At 58.0% G+C, this 16,411-nt stretch carries 16 protein-coding genes; 5 read left to right on the top strand and 11 right to left on the bottom strand.

Translation table 11 applies throughout. The features are described from left to right. Positions 1-225: 225 nt before the first annotated feature. The 3 genes from JHD64_RS10660 to JHD64_RS10650 form a co-directional block, all read right to left on the bottom strand. Positions 226-2,007: an acyl-CoA dehydrogenase gene (locus JHD64_RS10660; protein WP_199053216.1), complete on the bottom strand. Its 1,782-nt coding sequence runs from the start codon at positions 2,005-2,007 to the stop codon at positions 226-228. A gap of 217 nt (positions 2,008-2,224) precedes the next feature. Next, on the bottom strand, positions 2,225-3,160 hold the full coding sequence (locus JHD64_RS10655) for an electron transfer flavoprotein subunit alpha/FixB family protein (RefSeq protein WP_199053215.1): 936 nt from the start codon (positions 3,158-3,160) through the stop codon (positions 2,225-2,227). A gap of 3 nt (positions 3,161-3,163) precedes the next feature. Beyond that, positions 3,164-3,913, bottom strand: a complete 750-nt coding sequence (locus tag JHD64_RS10650; protein WP_059284853.1) for an electron transfer flavoprotein subunit beta/FixA family protein — start codon at positions 3,911-3,913, stop codon at positions 3,164-3,166. Between the two features lie 241 nt (positions 3,914-4,154). On the opposite strand from JHD64_RS10650, the gene JHD64_RS10645 reads away from it, so the two are divergent. Together JHD64_RS10645 and JHD64_RS10640 are read left to right on the top strand one after the other, a co-directional pair. Further along, a complete protein-coding gene (locus tag JHD64_RS10645) occupies positions 4,155-4,574 on the top strand; it encodes a MaoC family dehydratase (RefSeq protein ID WP_199053214.1) in 420 nt (139 codons plus the stop codon). 1 nt (position 4,575) lies between these two features. Continuing rightward, the gene (locus tag JHD64_RS10640; protein ID WP_059284851.1) at positions 4,576-5,040 is read left to right on the top strand and encodes a GNAT family N-acetyltransferase; all 465 of its coding nucleotides are present in this window, start codon (positions 4,576-4,578) and stop codon (positions 5,038-5,040) included. Positions 5,041-5,059: 19 nt separating this feature from the next. Here the strand turns inward: JHD64_RS10640 and queG are convergent, their stop codons facing one another. Continuing rightward, complete coding sequence (queG, locus tag JHD64_RS10635) at positions 5,060-6,136, bottom strand: tRNA epoxyqueuosine(34) reductase QueG (RefSeq protein ID WP_370540950.1); 1,077 nt, start codon at positions 6,134-6,136, stop codon at positions 5,060-5,062. Positions 6,137-6,181: 45 nt separating this feature from the next. Here queG and tsaE point away from each other — a divergent pair, with 45 nt between their 5' ends. Together tsaE and JHD64_RS10625 are read left to right on the top strand one after the other, a co-directional pair. After that, entirely contained in the window at positions 6,182-6,667 is a 486-nt protein-coding gene (gene tsaE, locus JHD64_RS10630) for a tRNA (adenosine(37)-N6)-threonylcarbamoyltransferase complex ATPase subunit type 1 TsaE (protein ID WP_233170435.1), read from the top strand. Beyond that, the gene (locus JHD64_RS10625; protein ID WP_199053211.1) at positions 6,628-7,869 is read left to right on the top strand and encodes an N-acetylmuramoyl-L-alanine amidase; all 1,242 of its coding nucleotides are present in this window, start codon (positions 6,628-6,630) and stop codon (positions 7,867-7,869) included. Before tsaE ends, JHD64_RS10625 begins: the two co-directional genes overlap by 40 nt. A 67-nt stretch (positions 7,870-7,936) precedes the next feature. Here JHD64_RS10625 and yacG read toward each other — a convergent pair whose 3' ends face one another. The 7 genes from yacG to JHD64_RS10590 all read right to left on the bottom strand — a co-directional run bounded on the left by yacG (position 7,937) and on the right by JHD64_RS10590 (position 14,651). After that, entirely contained in the window at positions 7,937-8,134 is a 198-nt protein-coding gene (yacG, locus tag JHD64_RS10620) for a DNA gyrase inhibitor YacG (RefSeq protein ID WP_199053210.1), read from the bottom strand. A 3-nt stretch (positions 8,135-8,137) separates the two neighbouring features. Then, complete coding sequence (gene zapD / locus JHD64_RS10615) at positions 8,138-8,896, bottom strand: cell division protein ZapD (protein WP_059284846.1); 759 nt, start codon at positions 8,894-8,896, stop codon at positions 8,138-8,140. Between the two features lie 39 nt (positions 8,897-8,935). Next, positions 8,936-9,547: a dephospho-CoA kinase gene (coaE, locus tag JHD64_RS10610; RefSeq protein WP_199053209.1), complete on the bottom strand. Its 612-nt coding sequence runs from the start codon at positions 9,545-9,547 to the stop codon at positions 8,936-8,938. Continuing rightward, positions 9,537-10,397 (bottom strand): A24 family peptidase, encoded by an 861-nt coding sequence (locus JHD64_RS10605; RefSeq protein ID WP_233170434.1) that lies wholly within the window; start codon positions 10,395-10,397, stop codon positions 9,537-9,539. Before JHD64_RS10605 ends, coaE begins: the two co-directional genes overlap by 11 nt. An 11-nt stretch (positions 10,398-10,408) precedes the next feature. Then, the gene (locus tag JHD64_RS10600) at positions 10,409-11,629 is read right to left on the bottom strand and encodes a type II secretion system F family protein (protein ID WP_110313575.1); all 1,221 of its coding nucleotides are present in this window, start codon (positions 11,627-11,629) and stop codon (positions 10,409-10,411) included. A 17-nt stretch (positions 11,630-11,646) separates the two neighbouring features. Further along, positions 11,647-13,359: a type IV-A pilus assembly ATPase PilB gene (gene pilB, locus JHD64_RS10595; protein ID WP_059284843.1), complete on the bottom strand. Its 1,713-nt coding sequence runs from the start codon at positions 13,357-13,359 to the stop codon at positions 11,647-11,649. A 218-nt stretch (positions 13,360-13,577) separates the two neighbouring features. Next, positions 13,578-14,651, bottom strand: coding sequence for a porin (locus tag JHD64_RS10590; protein ID WP_199053207.1), 1,074 nt, complete (start codon positions 14,649-14,651; stop codon positions 13,578-13,580). A 335-nt stretch (positions 14,652-14,986) separates the two neighbouring features. On the opposite strand from JHD64_RS10590, the gene JHD64_RS10585 reads away from it, so the two are divergent. Then, positions 14,987-16,390 carry a deoxyribodipyrimidine photo-lyase gene (locus JHD64_RS10585; protein WP_370540949.1) on the top strand — a complete coding sequence of 468 codons (1,404 nt, stop codon included), beginning with the start codon at positions 14,987-14,989 and terminating at the stop codon, positions 16,388-16,390. Positions 16,391-16,411: the final 21 nt, after the last annotated feature.

Raw genomic sequence — 16,411 nt, 5'->3', positions numbered from 1 at the left:
TTCGCTTGTATGTTTTTGCGGATTTTTATGTGAATAACGGGACACGACGTTTTGCGCCTGTCCCGTTTGGTTAAACCTTACCATCATACCGCTTTCGGCCAGTTGAAACAAGTCACAAGCACCTGTTTTTGCATCACTTCCTGCTTTTCCCTGCCTTGCTTCCCATACTTTTACATAAAGAAACAGCCACCCGCAGGTGGCTGTTCAGCACCATGAAACGTCAGCTTAGAACAGGCTGTCGTCCAGCTCCAGCACGCTGTCTGCCCCAGCCACAATGGCTGCAGCCAGGCCGGAAACCTGCGGCAGCAGGTGCTCGGCAAAGAAGCGGGCGGTGGTGATCTTGGCCTTGAGGAAATCCTCGTCCACACCGTCTTCGCCCAGCTTTTCGCGCGCGATCAGTGCAGCGCGGCCCAGTTGCCAGCCACCCAGCACAATACCCATCAGCTTGAGGAAAGGTACCGACCCGGCAGCGGCCAGCTGCGGCTGGGTGCCAAAGCTCTCCAGAATGAAAGCGACACAGCGCTCAGCCTCGGCAGCGGCCTGCTGCAGATTGCTCGCCATGCTGGCGTAACCGGCAGCGGCCAGCTTGTCGGCAGTAGCACGCGCCTCATCCAGCAGCGCGCGGGCGGTGGCACCGCCTTCGCTAAAGGTTTTGCGGCCAATCAGGTCCAGCGCCTGAATGCCGGTGGTGCCTTCATAAATGGCGGTGATGCGGGCATCACGGTAGTACTGGGCCACGCCGGTTTCTTCGATAAAGCCCATGCCGCCATGCACTTGCACCGCCAGGCTGGTCAGCTCGTTGGCTTGCTCGGTATTCCAGCCCTTGACGATAGGGATGAGGAAATTCACCAGCGCCTGATTGCGCGCTGCTTCGCTGGCCACCGGGTGGCGCGAGGCGCGATCCAGCGCGGCGGCAGTGTAGAAGGCCAAAGCGCGCTGGGCTTCGATCTGGCTGCGCATGGTCATCAGCATGCGGCGGATGTCGGGGTGCTTGATGATGGCCACACCAGCCGGGTCGGGCGAGCCAACGGCACGGCTTTGCACGCGGTCACGGGCGTACTCGACGGCTTTCTGGTAAGCACGCTCGGACACCGACATGCCTTCCACCCCCACCCCCAGACGGGCGTGGTTCATCATGGTGAACATATAGCCCAGGCCCTTGTTGGCCTCGCCCACCAGGTAGCCGACCGCACCGCCGTTATCGCCAAAGCTCATCACCGCCGTGGGGCTGCCATGAATGCCCAGCTTGTGTTCCAGCGAGACGCAGCGCACATCGTTGCGCGCACCCAGGCTGCCATCGGCATTGACCAGGAACTTGGGCACGATGAACAGGGAAATGCCCTTCACTCCTGCCGGTGCATCCGGCAGGCGGGCCAGCACCAGATGGACGATGTTGTCGGCCATGTCGTGCTCACCCCAGGTGATGAAAATCTTCTGGCCGGTCACCAGATAGCTGCCATCGGCCTGCGGCACGGCACGCGAGCGCACCTGGGCCAGGTCGGAACCGGCCTGCGGTTCGGTCAGGTTCATGGTGCCGGTCCATTCGCCACTGGACATACGCGGCAGGTAGACTGCTTTCAGTTCTTCCGAGGCATGGTGGTGAATGGCTTCCACCGCACCCAAGGTCAGCAGCGGGGCCAGCGAGAAGGCCAGATTGGCCGAACACCACATTTCTTCGGCGGCAATGGCCACCAGGGCCGGCATGCCCTGCCCGCCAAAATCAGCCGGGGCACGCAGACCCACCCAGCCGGATTCGACATATTGCTGCCAGGCGTCCTTGAAGCCGGGGGCGGCGGTCACTTCGCCATCCTTCAGCGTGGCGCCCTTGTCACCCTGCTTGTTGATGGGCGCCAAGACGCCTTCGGCAAACTTGGCGGCTTCTTCCAGAATGGCATCCACCAGTTCGACCGAGCAGTCTTCATAACCCGGCAGGCTGCACACCGAGGTCAGCTCGGCCAATTCATTGAGAACAAAGCGAATTTCTTTAACTGGCGCATTATAAATCATCAGTCTCTCCTCATTCTTGCTGCACAACAATCGTCGTAGATATGAAAAAACCGGCACGCCGTCCACCTGATGCATGAGCATGCCCACCCGCCGCGAGCCGCGGCGGGGTAGCTTGCTCCTCCATGAAGCAGACCGGTCGTAGCCGGTTGTTTTTTGTTTTGATCCGGCGGCTATCTTGCCTGCTCGGATGAGGAGGGTCTCCCCTCCCCGCACTGCATTACTTGGACAGCTCGGCCAGCAGTTCCGGCACCACGGTGAACAGGTCACCCACGATGCCGTAATCGGCTACCTGGAAGATCGGCGCTTCTTCGTCCTTGTTGATCGCCACGATCACCTTGGAGTCCTTCATGCCGGCCAGATGCTGGATGGCACCGGAAATACCCACCGCGAAGTACAGTTGCGGCGCAACCACCTTGCCGGTCTGGCCAACCTGGTAGTCGTTCGGCGCGTAGCCAGCGTCAACCGCAGCGCGCGAAGCACCCACAGCAGCGCCCAGCTTGTCAGCCAGCGGTTCGATCACGGCCTTGAACTGTTCTTCCGAACCCAGCGCACGACCACCGGACACGATGATCTGGGCGGCGCCCAGTTCCGGACGGTCGGACTTGGTCAGCTCCTGGCCAACAAAGCTGGACAGTTGCGGATCCGCAGCCACGGTCACGCTTTCCACCGCAGCGGAGCCACCCTGAGCGGCCGCCGCATCGAAAGCGGTGGTGCGCACGGTGATCACCTTGATGGCATCAGCCGATTGCACGGTAGCCAGCACGTTACCGGCATAGACCGGGCGCACGAAAGTATCGGCGGATTCGATGGCGGTGATTTCGGAAATCTGCGCCACATCCAGCAAGGCAGCCACGCGCGGCAGCAGGTTCTTGCCAAAAGAAGTAGCCGGCGCCAGTACATGGCTGTAGCCCTTGGCCACTTCCACCACCAGCGCGGACAGCGCTTCGGCCAGGCCGTGCGCGTACTGGGCGGCATCAGCCAGCAGTACCTTGCTCACGCCAGCCACATTCTTGGCAGCTTCGGCAGCAGCAGCGGCATTCTGGCCAGCCACCAGCACGTGCACTTCGCCCAGCTTGGCAGCGGCGGTTACGGTATTCAGGGTGCCTGCTTTCAGGCCCTGGTTGTCGTGTTCAGCGATAACGAGAATGGCCATGGCTTACAGCACCTTTGCGTCGTTTTTCAGTTTGGCTACCAGCTCGGCAGCATTGGCTACCTTGATGCCGGCAGAGCGCTTGGCAGGCTCGGCCACTTTCAGCGTTTTCAGGCGCGGAGTGACATCGACACCCAGATCAGCCGGGCTGGTCTTGTCCAGCGGCTTTTTCTTGGCGGCCATGATGTTGGGCAGCTTGATGAAGCGCGGCTCGTTCAGGCGCAGGTCGGCGGTGACCACGGCCGGCAGGCGCAGCTTGACGGTTTCCAGGCCACCGTCGATTTCACGGGTGACGTCCACCGTTTCCGCAGCCACATCCACCTTGGAGGCGAAGGTGCCTTGTGCCCAGCCCAGCAGCGCGGCAGCCATCTGGCCGGTCTGGTTGGCATCGTCGTCAATGGCTTGCTTGCCGACGATCAGCAGCTGCGGCTGTTCCTTGTCGGCAACAGCCTTCAGCAGCTTGGCCACGGCCAGCGGTTGCAGCTCGGTGTCGGTTTCCACCAGGATGGCGCGGTCTGCACCCATGGCCAGCGCGGTGCGCAGGGTTTCCTCGCACTGCTTCACACCCATGGAAACAACAACGATCTCGGTGGCCTTGCCGGCTTCCTTCAGACGCACGGCTTCTTCCACCGCGATTTCGTCAAAGGGGTTCATCGACATCTTGACGTTGGCGACATCGACATCAGACCCGTCAGCCTTCACCCGAACCTTCACGTTGTAATCGACAACGCGTTTAACAGCGACTAGAACTTTCATATTCCTCCAGCGAATAGCTCTCTGGGTTAATCGAACTCGGAAGGGACTTGCTACCGTGGTGTTTCCCGAATTATGCCCCAACGCCATTTCAAACGAGCGTTTGGTTGAATTTTAGTGTATGGCACGTAGCAAAAAAACAACTGATTGCAGATACTACGTCATTTCCGCTTAATTTGCATTTCGTCTGCTGCATGGCACAATGCAGTGCAGCAATTTCAATGTCATAGCCGGAGACACCCTCATGACAGTCTACTTTGAAGATATCAAGGTCGGCGATTCTGCCGAATACGCCAAAACCATTACCGAAGCCGATATCCTGATGTTTGCTGCCGTTTCCGGCGATGACAATCCGGTGCACATCAACCAGGAGTACGCGGAAACCACACCGTTCGCCGGCCGCATCGCCCATGGCATGCTGACCGCCAGCCTGATCTCCACCGTAGTCGGCACCAAGCTGCCGGGCAATGGCACCATCTACCTGTCGCAATCCACCCGCTTCAAGGCACCGGTGCGCATTGGCCAGACCGTCACCGCGCGCGCCACCGTGGTGGAAATCTTCCCGGAAAAGAAACGCGTCAAGCTGGCTACCCAGTGCCTGGTGCAGGGCAAGGTGATTCTGGAGGGTGAATCACTGGTGATTGCACCGTCCCGTGGCGAATGAAATGGCCCTGTCTTTGCGCATCGTGCCGCTGACTGACGAATCAGGCAAGGTCACCGAGCCGGCATTGCTGGCCCAGTGCAGCAGCCTGCATCGCCAGTTGCGCCCCATGCTGCCGGAACACGGCCACAGCTATGCGGCAAAAATGCAACGCGTCTGTTCGTTTGGCGCACGCATGGTGGCGGCGCTGGATGGCGACGGCAAGCCGCTGGGGCTGGCACTGTACCGGGTGTATGAAAACACCTATGAGGACCTGCGGCTGTATATCGATGACCTGGTCAGCGATGAAGCCCACCGCTCGCAAGGCATAGGCAGCCAGCTGCTGGACTGGTGTGCCGAGGAGGCGCGACGACTGGGCTGCGGCTTTCAGGTGCTGGATTCCGGCACCTGGCGCACCGAGGCGCATCGTCTGTATTTCCGCAAGGGATTCAGCATCACCTCGTTTCACTTCACCAAGCCGCTCAACTGAGCTGAGCCGGCCTGCTGGATCAGGGAGCCGCCAGGCTCCCTTTTTCATGGCCGTCCGCTGCGCGCTGGCGCTGTTGTTGCAAAGCCCAGCGCACCGGCTCGGCCACCAGCTCGTCCGGCCAATCCAGCCGCTGCTCCAGCGCCGCAACGATTGCTGGATCGTATGGCGCATTGCCCAAGCCAACCGCCAGATTGGACAGCCACTTGGCGTAACCGATGCGGTAGATCGGGCTACCAGCCAGCTTTTCCTTGAACATGGCTTCACTCCAACCAAACAGCGCAAGCAAGGACGCGCCATCCAGCCCATGCCGCACGGCAAAATCGGCCTCCTTGGTATTGACGGCAAAGCGGTTCCACGGACAAACCAGCTGGCAGTCGTCACAGCCATAGACCCGGTTGCCGATCAAGGGCCGCAGCTCCAGCGGGATGGCTGACTTCAGCTCGATGGTCAGATAAGAAATACAGCGGCGCGCATCCACCTGATAAGGCGCGGTAATGGCCTGGGTCGGACAGATATCGATACAACGGGTGCAGCGGCCGCAGTGCCCGTCCTCCTCCTCATCCACCGGCAAGGGCAGATCGGTAAACAGCTCACCAAGGAAAAACAGCGAGCCCTGCTGCCGGTTCAGCAACAGGGTATGTTTGCCGCGCCAGCCCAGACCGGACTGTGCCGCCAGCGCCACCTCGGCCACCGGCGCACTGTCGGTAAACACCCGGTAACCGAAATCACCAATAGCCTGGGTGATATGGTCAGCCAGCTTTTGCAGGCGGGCACGCAAGACCTTGTGATAATCACGCCCCAGCGCATAACGTGACAGATAGGCCAGGCGGCCATCCTGCAGTACCGACTCGCTGGCCTGCGCCTCCGCCGGCCAGTACGGCATGCGCACGCTGATGATGGTCAGCGTGCCGGGCACCAGCTCGGCCGGCCTCACCCGCAGCGCGCCATGCCGCGCCATATAGTCCATTTCGCCATGGCAGCCGGCGTCCAGCCAGGCTTGCAGCTCGCGTTCGGCCTGCTCTGGCAGCCGGGCATGGCCGATTCTGGCATCGGCAAAGCCCAATTCTTGTGCCCAGGCTTTGATTTGGCGCGCCAATTCGGGATAATCCATGTTTTGATAGGATTTCTCAGTCATATGGCCATGGATGATACCAGCGTTCACTGCGGCAGCCTGCCCGATGAAGCCGCTACCCTCGCACTGGGCAGCGCGCTGGCGCATGCCTTGCAAGCCGGCGTGGTGATATTCCTGCAGGGTGACCTGGGGGCCGGCAAAACCACCTTCAGCCGCGGCCTGCTGGCCGGCCTGGGCCATCAAGGCCGAGTGAAAAGCCCGACCTATACTCTGGTTGAAAGTTACCCGCTGGCAGAGTTGACCGTGCACCATTTCGACCTGTACCGCTTTGCCGACCCGGAAGAATGGGATGATGCCGGCTTTCGCGACTACTTCGGCCAGGATACCGTCTGCCTGGTGGAGTGGCCGGACAAGGCTGGGGACTTATTGCCCATGGCCGACCTGACGCTGGAACTCGAGGTCAGCGGTCAGGGTCGCACGTATCGTTTAACCGCAAGCACAGAAACCGGACAGTCATGCCTGACTCGACTTTCGACCCCACCCGCCGCCGCCTGATTGGCGCGGCAGCCGCCACCTTTCTGCTCAGCGTCAGCAAGCTTGGCTTTGCCGGCAATAGCCAGGTGGTCGCCATTCGCATCTGGCCGGCCTCCAGCTACACCCGCATCACGCTGGAAGCCAGCGATGCCATCAAGTTCAAACAGTTCACCATCAGTAATCCCGACCGGCTGGTGATCGACCTGGAAGGGGTACAGCTCAACAGCGTGCTGAAAGACATCAGCAGCCAGATCGCCGACGCCGACCCCTACATCAAGACCGCCCGCGCCGGGCAATTCAGCCCGGATACGGTACGCTTGGTGCTGGAGCTCAAGACCGATGTCAAGCCGCAGGCATTCACCCTTAACCCGGTAGCCGAATACAAGCACCGGCTGGTGGTTGACCTCTACCCCGCCACTGGCGCACAGGATGACCCGCTGATGGCGCTGCTGGACGACTACAACAAGGGCAAGCTCACCGAGCCGCCACCGCAGGTCAAGCCAAAGAAAAATGATGCGGGCCGCCCCATCGTGGTGATGCTGGACCCGGGCCACGGCGGGGAAGACCCCGGCGCCATCGGCATGAATGGCACCCGCGAGAAAGACATCGTGCTGCGCATTGGCAAGCAGCTCAAGCGCATGATTGATGCCGAACGCAATATGAAGGCCTTCATGACCCGCGAGGAAGACATCTTCATTCCGCTGGGCGTACGCGTGGCCAAGGCACGCAAACTGAATGCCGACCTGTTCATTTCCATCCATGCCGACGCGGCACCCAATCGCAGCGCCCGTGGCTCGTCGGTATTTGCCTTGTCCGAGAAAGGTGCTTCCAGTGCCTTTGCCAAGACCATGGCGCAATCTGAAAACAGCTCGGACCTGATCGGTGGGGTAAAGATTGCCAGCAAGGACAAGTTCCTGGCGCATACACTGCTGGACCTGACCCAGACCGCCACCATCAATGACAGCCTGAAGCTGGGCAAGATCATGCTGGGCAAGGTGGGTAGCCTGAACAAGCTGCATAGCGCCCAGGTCGAGCAGGCCGGATTTGCCGTGCTCAAGGCCCCGGACATTCCGTCCATCCTGGTCGAAACCGCCTTCATCAGTAATCCGGAAGAAGAGCAGCGCCTGCTGGATGGCGACTTCCAGCAGCAAATGGCTGGCTCCATCCTCAGTGGCGTCAAAGCCTATTTCACCCAGGGAGCCGCGCTGGCTGCCCGCGCCTGAGTGGACTGCCGGCAATGATCAAGGCCCGCAATTGCGGGCCTTGTTTTTTTCATATGGCCGAAACGGCTCAGGAGTAGCGCGAGGGATCGATTTCGCAATCCGGGCTTTCCTCCTGCGCCGGCAGCCGGTAAGTCTCGCTGGCCCACTCGCCCAGATCGATCATCTTGCAGCGCTCGCTGCAGAACGGACGAAACTCGCTGGCAGGCTCCCAGCGCACGGCTGCGCCACAGGTAGGGCAAGGTACGGTACGAACAGCTTGGGACATGGCTCAGAACTTGCAGTTGGTCAGGGTAAATTCGACATCGCACTCGGTCTGGCGGGGCCGGCTTTCACCGGTAACGGCACTGACGAAGCGGACATTGATGGCATATTTGTTGGCGGACAATTCCGGCAATACATTGAGACTGGGGTCATAGGCGATGCGGATCATCTGCACCACCTTGCCACCGGACATCTGCTGAAAAGCGCCATTGCGGGCGACATAATGATGGGTCTTGCCGCTGTCGCGCAGCAGATGCAACAGGATGCGGGCGGCCTCAGCCGTCGGCATCAGCGGTGCTGCCCAGCGCCGCATGTCGCGTCGCCGCTCTTCCGCCGGTTTTTGCTGCCACAGATGATAAGACGGCAAATCGAACTGGCAGGTACCACCGGGAATACCGGCACGCTGCTTGATGGCCATCAGCCACTCGTTTTCACGCAGGTGCTGGCCAAACTTGCCGGTGACGCCCAGCAGCTGGCTGGAAGACAGCTCGATTTCGTCCAGGACCTTTTCCAGCGTTTCTTCCGCCACATTGGGATTTTCACGCAGCGCTTCCAGCACCTGCTTCTGCCGCTCCAGCTCCTGCAGCAGATCGGCTTTCAAATCGGCACGGGAGGCCGTTTCCAGCAATTCGAACAACACCAGCAAGCCGGCGTGATGATCCAGCGGATGATCCTTGCCAAGAAAATAAGCCAGCCGGTCATACAGCTGCTCCAGTCGAAGCAGGGTACGGGTTCGCTCGGTGACAGGAAACTCAAAACTGATCACAAGACGTTTGCCCTTCTTGGTGGCTTGGAAAATGCCTTGTCACTGGCTGTGGGCAAGGTTTGCAAGATAATACTGGTGTTTGGCCTCGACTTGAAGCTGCAATGCCGCAAGCGAGCCATCATTATCGATGACATCGTCGGCGCGTGCCAGTCTTTGCGCACGCGGCATCTGCGCCGCCATGATGGCGCGTACCTCCTCGGCGGTCAAACCACTGCGGGCTTGCACCCGTGCCAATTGCACCTCCTCCGCACAATCCACCAGCAGGCTGCGCCGCACCAGCGCCAGATAATCCGGATTTTCAAACAACAAGGGCACCACCAGCAGCGCATAGGGCCCACGAGCGGTATCCAGCTGGCGCACGGATTCGGCCCGGATCAGCGGATGCAGGATGGACTCCAGCCGGCGGCGATTGGCCGGATCAGCAAAGGCCAGTGCACGCATGGCGGCACGGTCCAGCGCACCGTTGGCAGCCACCACCTGGCGGCCAAACTCGGCAGCGAGCAAGGGCATGGCCGCGCCATCAGCCGCTGTCAGTACATGCGCAATGACATCAGTATCCACCACCGGCACACCCAGTGTGGCGAAGTGCGCAGCGGCAGCACTTTTCCCGGAACCGATGCCTCCAGTCAGGCCGACAATCTCAATGGGCATAGGTGCTCAGATACCAGCTGACAATATCCTGCCCCCACAGCAAGGCAATCCAGCCGGCTGCTGCCAGATACGGCCCAAACGGCAAGGCCTGGCCACGCCCCATGCGGGCCAGCAGGATCAGCACGATACCGACCACCGCCCCCACCAGGGAAGACAGCAGGATGATCAGCGGCAACATGCTCCAGCCCAGCCAGGCACCGAAGGCTGCCAGCAGCTTGAAATCACCATACCCCATGCCCTCCTTGCCGGTAACCAGCTTGAACAGCCAGTACACCAGCCACAAGCTCAGATAGCCGGCCATGGCACCCAGCACGGCATCGGAAAGTGCGACAGTCCCGGTCAGCAGATTGAACAGCAGGCCGGCCCACAACAAGGGCAGCGTCAGGCTGTCTGGCAGCAACTGGGTATCGGCATCAATAAAGGTGAGCGCCACCAGCACCGCAGTCAGTGCCAGGTAGGCCGGCAGTTGCACACTCCAGCCATAATGCCAGGCCAGCAGTGCAAACAGGCCACCAGTGAGCAGCTCCACCGCCGGATAACGCAGGCTGATCGGCGTGCTGCAGGCATGACAACGACCACGTAACAAAGCATAACTCAGCAGGGGAATATTCTGCCAGGGGCGGACCTCTTGCCGGCAGACCGGACAATGCGATGCCGGGACCAGCAGATTGTAGCGGGGCCGTGCCGTCGGCTCCCGCCCCAGGTAGGCATCGCACTCCTGCTGCCAGCCCAGTTCCATCATCTTGGGCAGACGGTGAATCACCACATTGAGAAAGCTGCCAACCAGCAGGCCAAACAGCAATACCACCAGCACCAGCAAGCCGGCATTGCCAGCGAATACACTTGCCATTTCAGCCATGCTTAACCTACCACCTGACCCATCTTGAAAATCGGCATGTACATGGCGATGACCAGACCACCAATCAGTACCCCCAGAATCACCATGATGGCCGGCTCCAGCAGGCTGGAAAGTGAGGCCACCGCGTTGTCGACTTCTTCCTCATAGAAATCAGCGATCTTGTCGAGCATCTGGTCTAGTGAGCCGGACTCCTCGCCGATCGAGGTCATCTGCAGCACCATATTGGGAAACAGCCCGGTGCGCTGCATGGAATAACTGAGGCTGGAGCCGGCACTGACATCATTCTGAATCAGCTTGGTGGCTTCGCTATAGACCTGATTACCCGATGCCCCACCCACCGAATCCAGCGCCTCGACCAAAGGGACACCTGCAGCAAACAAGGTGGACAAGGTACGCGTCCAGCGGGCAATGGTCGCCTTGCGGATGATGTCGCCAATCACCGGCAGCTTCAGCAAGATGCGATCAAACTGCTCCTGCAACTTGGGAGTGCGCTTGAACGCATAAAAGAAAGAAAAAATGCCACCGAAGATCGAGCCGAAAATCAGCCACCACCAGTGAACGAAGAAATCCGACAACCAGATCACCACCAATGTCGGCGCCGGCAGATCGGCACCAAAGCTGGAGAACAGGTCCTTGAAGGCCGGGATCACGTAAATCATGATCACGGCGGTAATGATAAAGGCGGTGGCAATAATCGCCGTCGGGTAGATCATGGCGGATTTGATCTTGCCCTTGATGGCCATTACTTTTTCTTTATAAGTGGCCAACTTGTCGAGCAAGGAATCCAGCACGCCGCCGGTCTCGCCCGCCGCAATCAGATTACAAAACAGCTTGTCGAAATACAGCGGCTTTTTGCGAAAGGCTTCCGCCAGAGACAGGCCGGTTTCCACATCGGCGCGAACTTCCAGCAGCATCTTGGTCACAGCCGGATTACTGTGCCCTTTGGCCGTGATATCAAATGCCTGCAGCAGGGGCACACCGGCGCGCATCATGGTGGAAAGCTGACGGGTAAACAGCGTGATGTCTTTTTCGGTGATCTTGCGACCAAAACCGCCACGCCGGCGCTTTACCTTGAGGACATTGATACCCTGTCGCCGCAATTGCGTCTTGGCAACGGCCTCGGTTTCCGCACGCAGCTCGCCACGGATGACCTTGCCGGACCGGTCCTTGCCTTCCCACTCCCAGATAAACCCCGGATTTGTCTTTTTCGCCACGGTCGCCATGCTTGTCTTTCTTCTAGCTAATCGTTGGTCACTGCCTCGATTTCAGCCAGCGAGGTCAGCCCTCGCTTGACCTTGAGCAGACCCGCATGCCGCAGATCGACCATACCCTCTTTCAAGGCGAGATCATTGATATCAATCGCGGTGCCATTCTGCATGATCAACCGGGTCATGGCATCGGTAATCGGCATCACTTCATAAATACCGGTACGTCCCTTATAGCCGGAGCCGCGACACTCATCGCAGCCCACCGGGCCATAAGGTTTCCAGCTACCATCCAGCTCCTCCTGCCTAAACCCTGCCCTCAGCAAGGCGGTGTCCGGAATGTCCACCGGTGCCTTGCAATGGTTGCACAAGCGACGTGCCAGACGCTGCGCCATGATCAGCAATACCGAGCTAGCCACATTGAACGGTGCCACCCCCATGTTCAGCAAACGGGTCAGGGTAGCCGGCGCATTATTGGTATGCAGCGTGGAGAATACCATGTGACCGGTTTGTGCTGCCTTGATGGAAATATCCGCGGTCTCGAAATCACGGATTTCCCCCACCATGATCACATCGGGATCTTGCCGCAAGAAGGCTTTCAAGGCCGACGAGAAGGTCAGGCCCGCTTTTTCATTGACGTTGACCTGATTGATACCAGGCAAGTTGATTTCTACCGGGTCCTCGGCAGTGGAAATATTGATATCCGGCTTGTTCAGGATATTCAGGCAGGTGTAAAGCGACACCGTTTTGCCGCTACCGGTTGGTCCGGTAACCAGCACCATGCCATAGGGGCGACCAATGGCCTCCAGCAGTAATTTCTTTTGTTCCGGTTCGAAACCCAGCTGTTCGATATCCAGCGATGCCGCAGAGGCATCAAGAATACGCATCACAATCTTCTCGCCATACAAGGTTGGCAAGGTACTGACACGAAAATCAATCGAGTGCGTCTTCGACAGCACCAGCTTCAAGCGGCCATCTTGAGGAACCCGCTTTTCTGAAATATCCAGGCGGGAAATCACCTTGATGCGGGAGGCGATCTTTTCTTTCAGCAGCAAGGGGGGCTGAGCAATTTCCTTGAGCTGACCATCGACCCGGTAACGGATACGATAAAATTTCTCATACGGCTCGAAGTGAACATCGGAAGCCCCACCAGTAATGGCATCCAACAGTACTTTGTGGATGAATTTGACCACCGGTGCATCATCGACATCTGGCTGATTGGTTTCACTGTGAGCGGTCGGCGCATCCGGATCGACAAACTCCAGATCACCAAAATCCTCGTTTTCCAACGCCTTGATGGCAGCCGTGGCATCCTCGGTGTACTTGCCGATCACCTTGGACAGCTTGTCATCCTCGACCACCACCACCTCGACGGTCAGGCCGGTCTTGAAGGTAATGGCATGAAAAGCCGAGGTCTGGGTAGGATCAGATGTACCGATATAGAGTTTATTACCCCGCTTGAACAAGGGAACCAGGCGGCGACTGCCAATCAACTCCTCATCCACCATGCCCTTGGGGAGCTGAGCCGGATCAATCGCCCCCATATCCAGCAAGGGATAACCAAATACACCGGAGGCAAAGGTCGCCACCTCGACAGCTGACATTTTCTTACTGGCAATCAACTGCTCGACAAAGCTGATACCGGAAGCCTGAGCCAAACGCTGAATCGCCTCGGCATCCTGCAACAGCAAGGCATTATTCTGAACGAGTGCCCGCCCAAGGCCAGATATCCCCGCAGAAGCTTCCATAAAATCCCTTTGTCAATTCTCAGCACCCCCAGCACAGGGGCATTGCCACAACCATGCAGGCATTATATGCGCAGGCGGCGCAAAGTGGCAGCACCGTCGCCCCCTGCAGCAGCCAATCGACTCCGCGGAAAACAGTACAGATCACCACTCCAGCTCAGACATAAAAAAAGGACTGCCGAAGCAGTCCTTTTTCTTGAGTTTAACTCTCTAAGCGAGAATTAGAACTTGTGCTGAACACCAACAGCAACGGTGTGCTCGTTAGCATACTTTTCGCCAGTAGCAGCATTGGCGATGTAGGCGTTCTGAACATAACCGTAGGAAGCGTAAGCAGTGGTACGCTTGCTCAGGGCATAGTCAGCACCCAGTACGTACTGGTTCAGGTGGCCCTTAACATCAGCGCCTTCAACCGAAGCACCCCATACGCGACCATAGGAGAATTTCGGGGTGATTGCACCGATGGTGTAGCCCAGGGTCAGGCCAGCTTCTTTCTTCTTCAGATCGCCAGTCAGAGCGGTGAAGCTGCTCAGAGTGGTATCAGTGCTGGTGCTCAGATTGCTCTTGCCGAAGTAAGCAGCAGCCAGGATGTTGTTGGCATTGTAGCCACCTTCCAAGCGCCAGTAGTTACCGGTCTTGTTGCCATCAAAGTTGTTGGCAAAGCGCTGATAGCCGAAGGTACCAAAGTAGCCCGAGTTAGTGTAAGAAGCGCCAACAGTCAATACATTCTGCTTGTTGGTTGCACTCTTCTCATCAACACCGTACTGAACTGCACCGCTCAGACCAGCAACAAACTCCGGAATGTCGTAGCGAATGGAGTTCGCATAACGACCATCCAATTGGTTGATGGAGCTGTAGGACAGGCCGTTAACGCCGTTGCCATAAATCCAAGCATCCGGAGCGCCAGCGTCGGAGTTCAGGAAGGAGCTCAGATTACCGATACGTACTTTACCGAAAGCACCTTGCAGGCCAACGAAAGAATCGCGGGTAGCAAAGGTGTTGCTGGAATTGGAAGCATTAGCCGGCTTGGTGGTGCCGTCGATGCTCAGGGACTGTTCAACTTGCCAAATTGCTTTCAGGCCATTGCCGAGGTCTTCAGTACCCTTGAAACCGATCAGGGAACCGGTATCGTCGATGTGAGTAACAGCCTTGGGCTTGCCGTTTGCATCTTTAACGCCGTTAGCGTAGGTCTTGCTGCTTTCCATGTCGGCTTCGATAGTGCCGTAAATGGTTACATCAGCCATTGCGTGGGCTACCGGCAGAGCGGCCAGAGCCAGGGCGATCAGCTTCTTGTTCATCGCTAATTCCTTTCGAAGTCAGTTTAATGTAGTCCTGTTAGATTGCCCCTTGCATCTGAGGCTCCCGGACATTTTTTCACTGCCGATTGATCGGCTAGTTGCTGCCTGAAATATAAAGCGCTCGTTGCAAAAATACAAAACATCGCAGCACGCCAGGCAGCAAGAACCCAATAAACATCGACACAAACACAGAACAAGTAATTGATTTATATAAATATTTATCAAAAACAAACAACAAAAAGCACTCAACCAAAAAAACAACACACCGGCAAATGTGTTGCAAAAATGATGAAAAATTGCATCATCAGCCCCTGAACCCATCAACACGAGCGAGCATGATCATGCCTCAAACACATATTTTCTGGTTCCGGCGGGACTTGCGCCTTGCTGACAATGCCGGCCTGTTCCATGCCTTGAAGTCTGGCGCGGCAGTGCGCTGTGTTTTTGTGTTTGACACCGACATCCTTGCCCCACTACCGCCGGCAGACCGGCGCATCGCCTTCATCTGGGACTGCGTGGCTGACTTGCGCCAAGGACTGCAGGCTGCCGGCAGTGATTTGCATGTGGCGCATGGCCGGGCACAGGACATCATTCCTGAGCTGGCCCGACAATGGAATGCAAGCAAGGTTTTCGCCAACCGTGATTACGAGCCGGCGGCGATACTGCGCGATGAACAGGTTGCCGCCAAGCTGGCTCAACAGTCGGGACAACTGGAGCTGTTCAAGGATCAGGTGATTTTTGAAACTGACGAGGTACTGACTGCTGCTGGCCGTCCTTATACCGTGTTCACACCTTATAAGAATGCTTGGCTTAAACGGCTGGAGCCATTCTTTGTTCAGTCCTATCCCAGTCAAAACCAACTGGCGCAGCTGGATCGCTGGCAGACTGCTCCCCTCCCCGCCCTGGAGACCCTTGGCTTCACGCGGGCACACACGGCCTTGCAAGGTGGAAGTGAAGCCGCGGATCAGCTCTTTGCCGACTTTATGCTGCGTGTTAACCATTACAAGAACTGGCGCGACTATCCTGCAACAAAAGGGGTCTCTTACCTGTCGGCGCATTTGCGGTTTGGCACCGTTTCCATCAGGAAACTGGCGCAATTTGCCTGGCAGCAAGGCGGAGAGGGAGCCGAATGCTGGCTGGGAGAGCTCATCTGGCGCGACTTCTATCAGCAACTACTCTGGCACTTCCCCCAGGTAGTGGGCAACAGCTTCAAAGAAGAATACCGTCAGCTGGAATTTGAAAACTCACCAGAGTGGTTTGCTGCATGGCAGGAGGGACGCACCGGCTATCCCGTCGTTGATGCCGCCATGCGGCAATTGAAACAAACCGGCTATATGCACAACCGCCTGCGCATGATCGCAGCCAGCTTTCTGGTCAAAGACTTGCTGATCGACTGGCGCTGGGGTGAGGCCTACTTTGCCGAGACATTGCTAGATTTTGACCTCGCGGCCAACAATGGCGGCTGGCAATGGGCGGCATCGACCGGTTGCGACGCACAGCCTTACTTCCGCATTTTCAACCCGGTAACACAATCGGAAAAATTCGATCCTGAAGGCAAGTTCATCCGACGCTATGTACCGGAACTGGCATCGTTTAACAACAAGGATATTCATGCCCCCTGGTTGGCCAAAAACCCACCACTGGGTTTCCAGCTTGAATGCGACTACCCTGCTCCCATTGTGGAACATGCTGTACAGCGTCAGCGCGCCTTGCTGCTATTTGGTAAAAACAAGAGCTAGATAACAACAAAGCGCCCCGTG

Source organism: Aquitalea sp. ASV15, from assembly GCF_016429115.1.
Lineage (GTDB): Bacteria > Pseudomonadota > Gammaproteobacteria > Burkholderiales > Chromobacteriaceae > Aquitalea > Aquitalea magnusonii.
The sequence above is the reverse complement of the archived record's forward strand: the minus strand, read 5'-3'. Positions and strand labels throughout refer to the sequence as shown.

Coding starts and splice junctions, on each gene's coding strand:
- JHD64_RS10585 (WP_370540949.1), top strand. CDS start 14,987: ATGATCATGCCTCAAACACATATTTTCTGGTTCCGGCGGGACTTGCGC.
- JHD64_RS10660 (WP_199053216.1), bottom strand. CDS start 2,007: ATGATTTATAATGCGCCAGTTAAAGAAATTCGCTTTGTTCTCAATGAA.
- JHD64_RS10625 (WP_199053211.1), top strand. CDS start 6,628: ATGCCTGACTCGACTTTCGACCCCACCCGCCGCCGCCTGATTGGCGCG.
- coaE (WP_199053209.1), bottom strand. CDS start 9,547: ATGCCCATTGAGATTGTCGGCCTGACTGGAGGCATCGGTTCCGGGAAA.
- yacG (WP_199053210.1), bottom strand. CDS start 8,134: ATGTCCCAAGCTGTTCGTACCGTACCTTGCCCTACCTGTGGCGCAGCC.
- JHD64_RS10605 (WP_233170434.1), bottom strand. CDS start 10,397: ATGGCAAGTGTATTCGCTGGCAATGCCGGCTTGCTGGTGCTGGTGGTA.
- tsaE (WP_233170435.1), top strand. CDS start 6,182: ATGGATGATACCAGCGTTCACTGCGGCAGCCTGCCCGATGAAGCCGCT.
- pilB (WP_059284843.1), bottom strand. CDS start 13,359: ATGGAAGCTTCTGCGGGGATATCTGGCCTTGGGCGGGCACTCGTTCAG.
- JHD64_RS10645 (WP_199053214.1), top strand. CDS start 4,155: ATGACAGTCTACTTTGAAGATATCAAGGTCGGCGATTCTGCCGAATAC.
- JHD64_RS10600 (WP_110313575.1), bottom strand. CDS start 11,629: ATGGCGACCGTGGCGAAAAAGACAAATCCGGGGTTTATCTGGGAGTGG.
- JHD64_RS10650 (WP_059284853.1), bottom strand. CDS start 3,913: ATGAAAGTTCTAGTCGCTGTTAAACGCGTTGTCGATTACAACGTGAAG.
- JHD64_RS10590 (WP_199053207.1), bottom strand. CDS start 14,651: ATGAACAAGAAGCTGATCGCCCTGGCTCTGGCCGCTCTGCCGGTAGCC.
- JHD64_RS10640 (WP_059284851.1), top strand. CDS start 4,576: ATGGCCCTGTCTTTGCGCATCGTGCCGCTGACTGACGAATCAGGCAAG.
- JHD64_RS10655 (WP_199053215.1), bottom strand. CDS start 3,160: ATGGCCATTCTCGTTATCGCTGAACACGACAACCAGGGCCTGAAAGCA.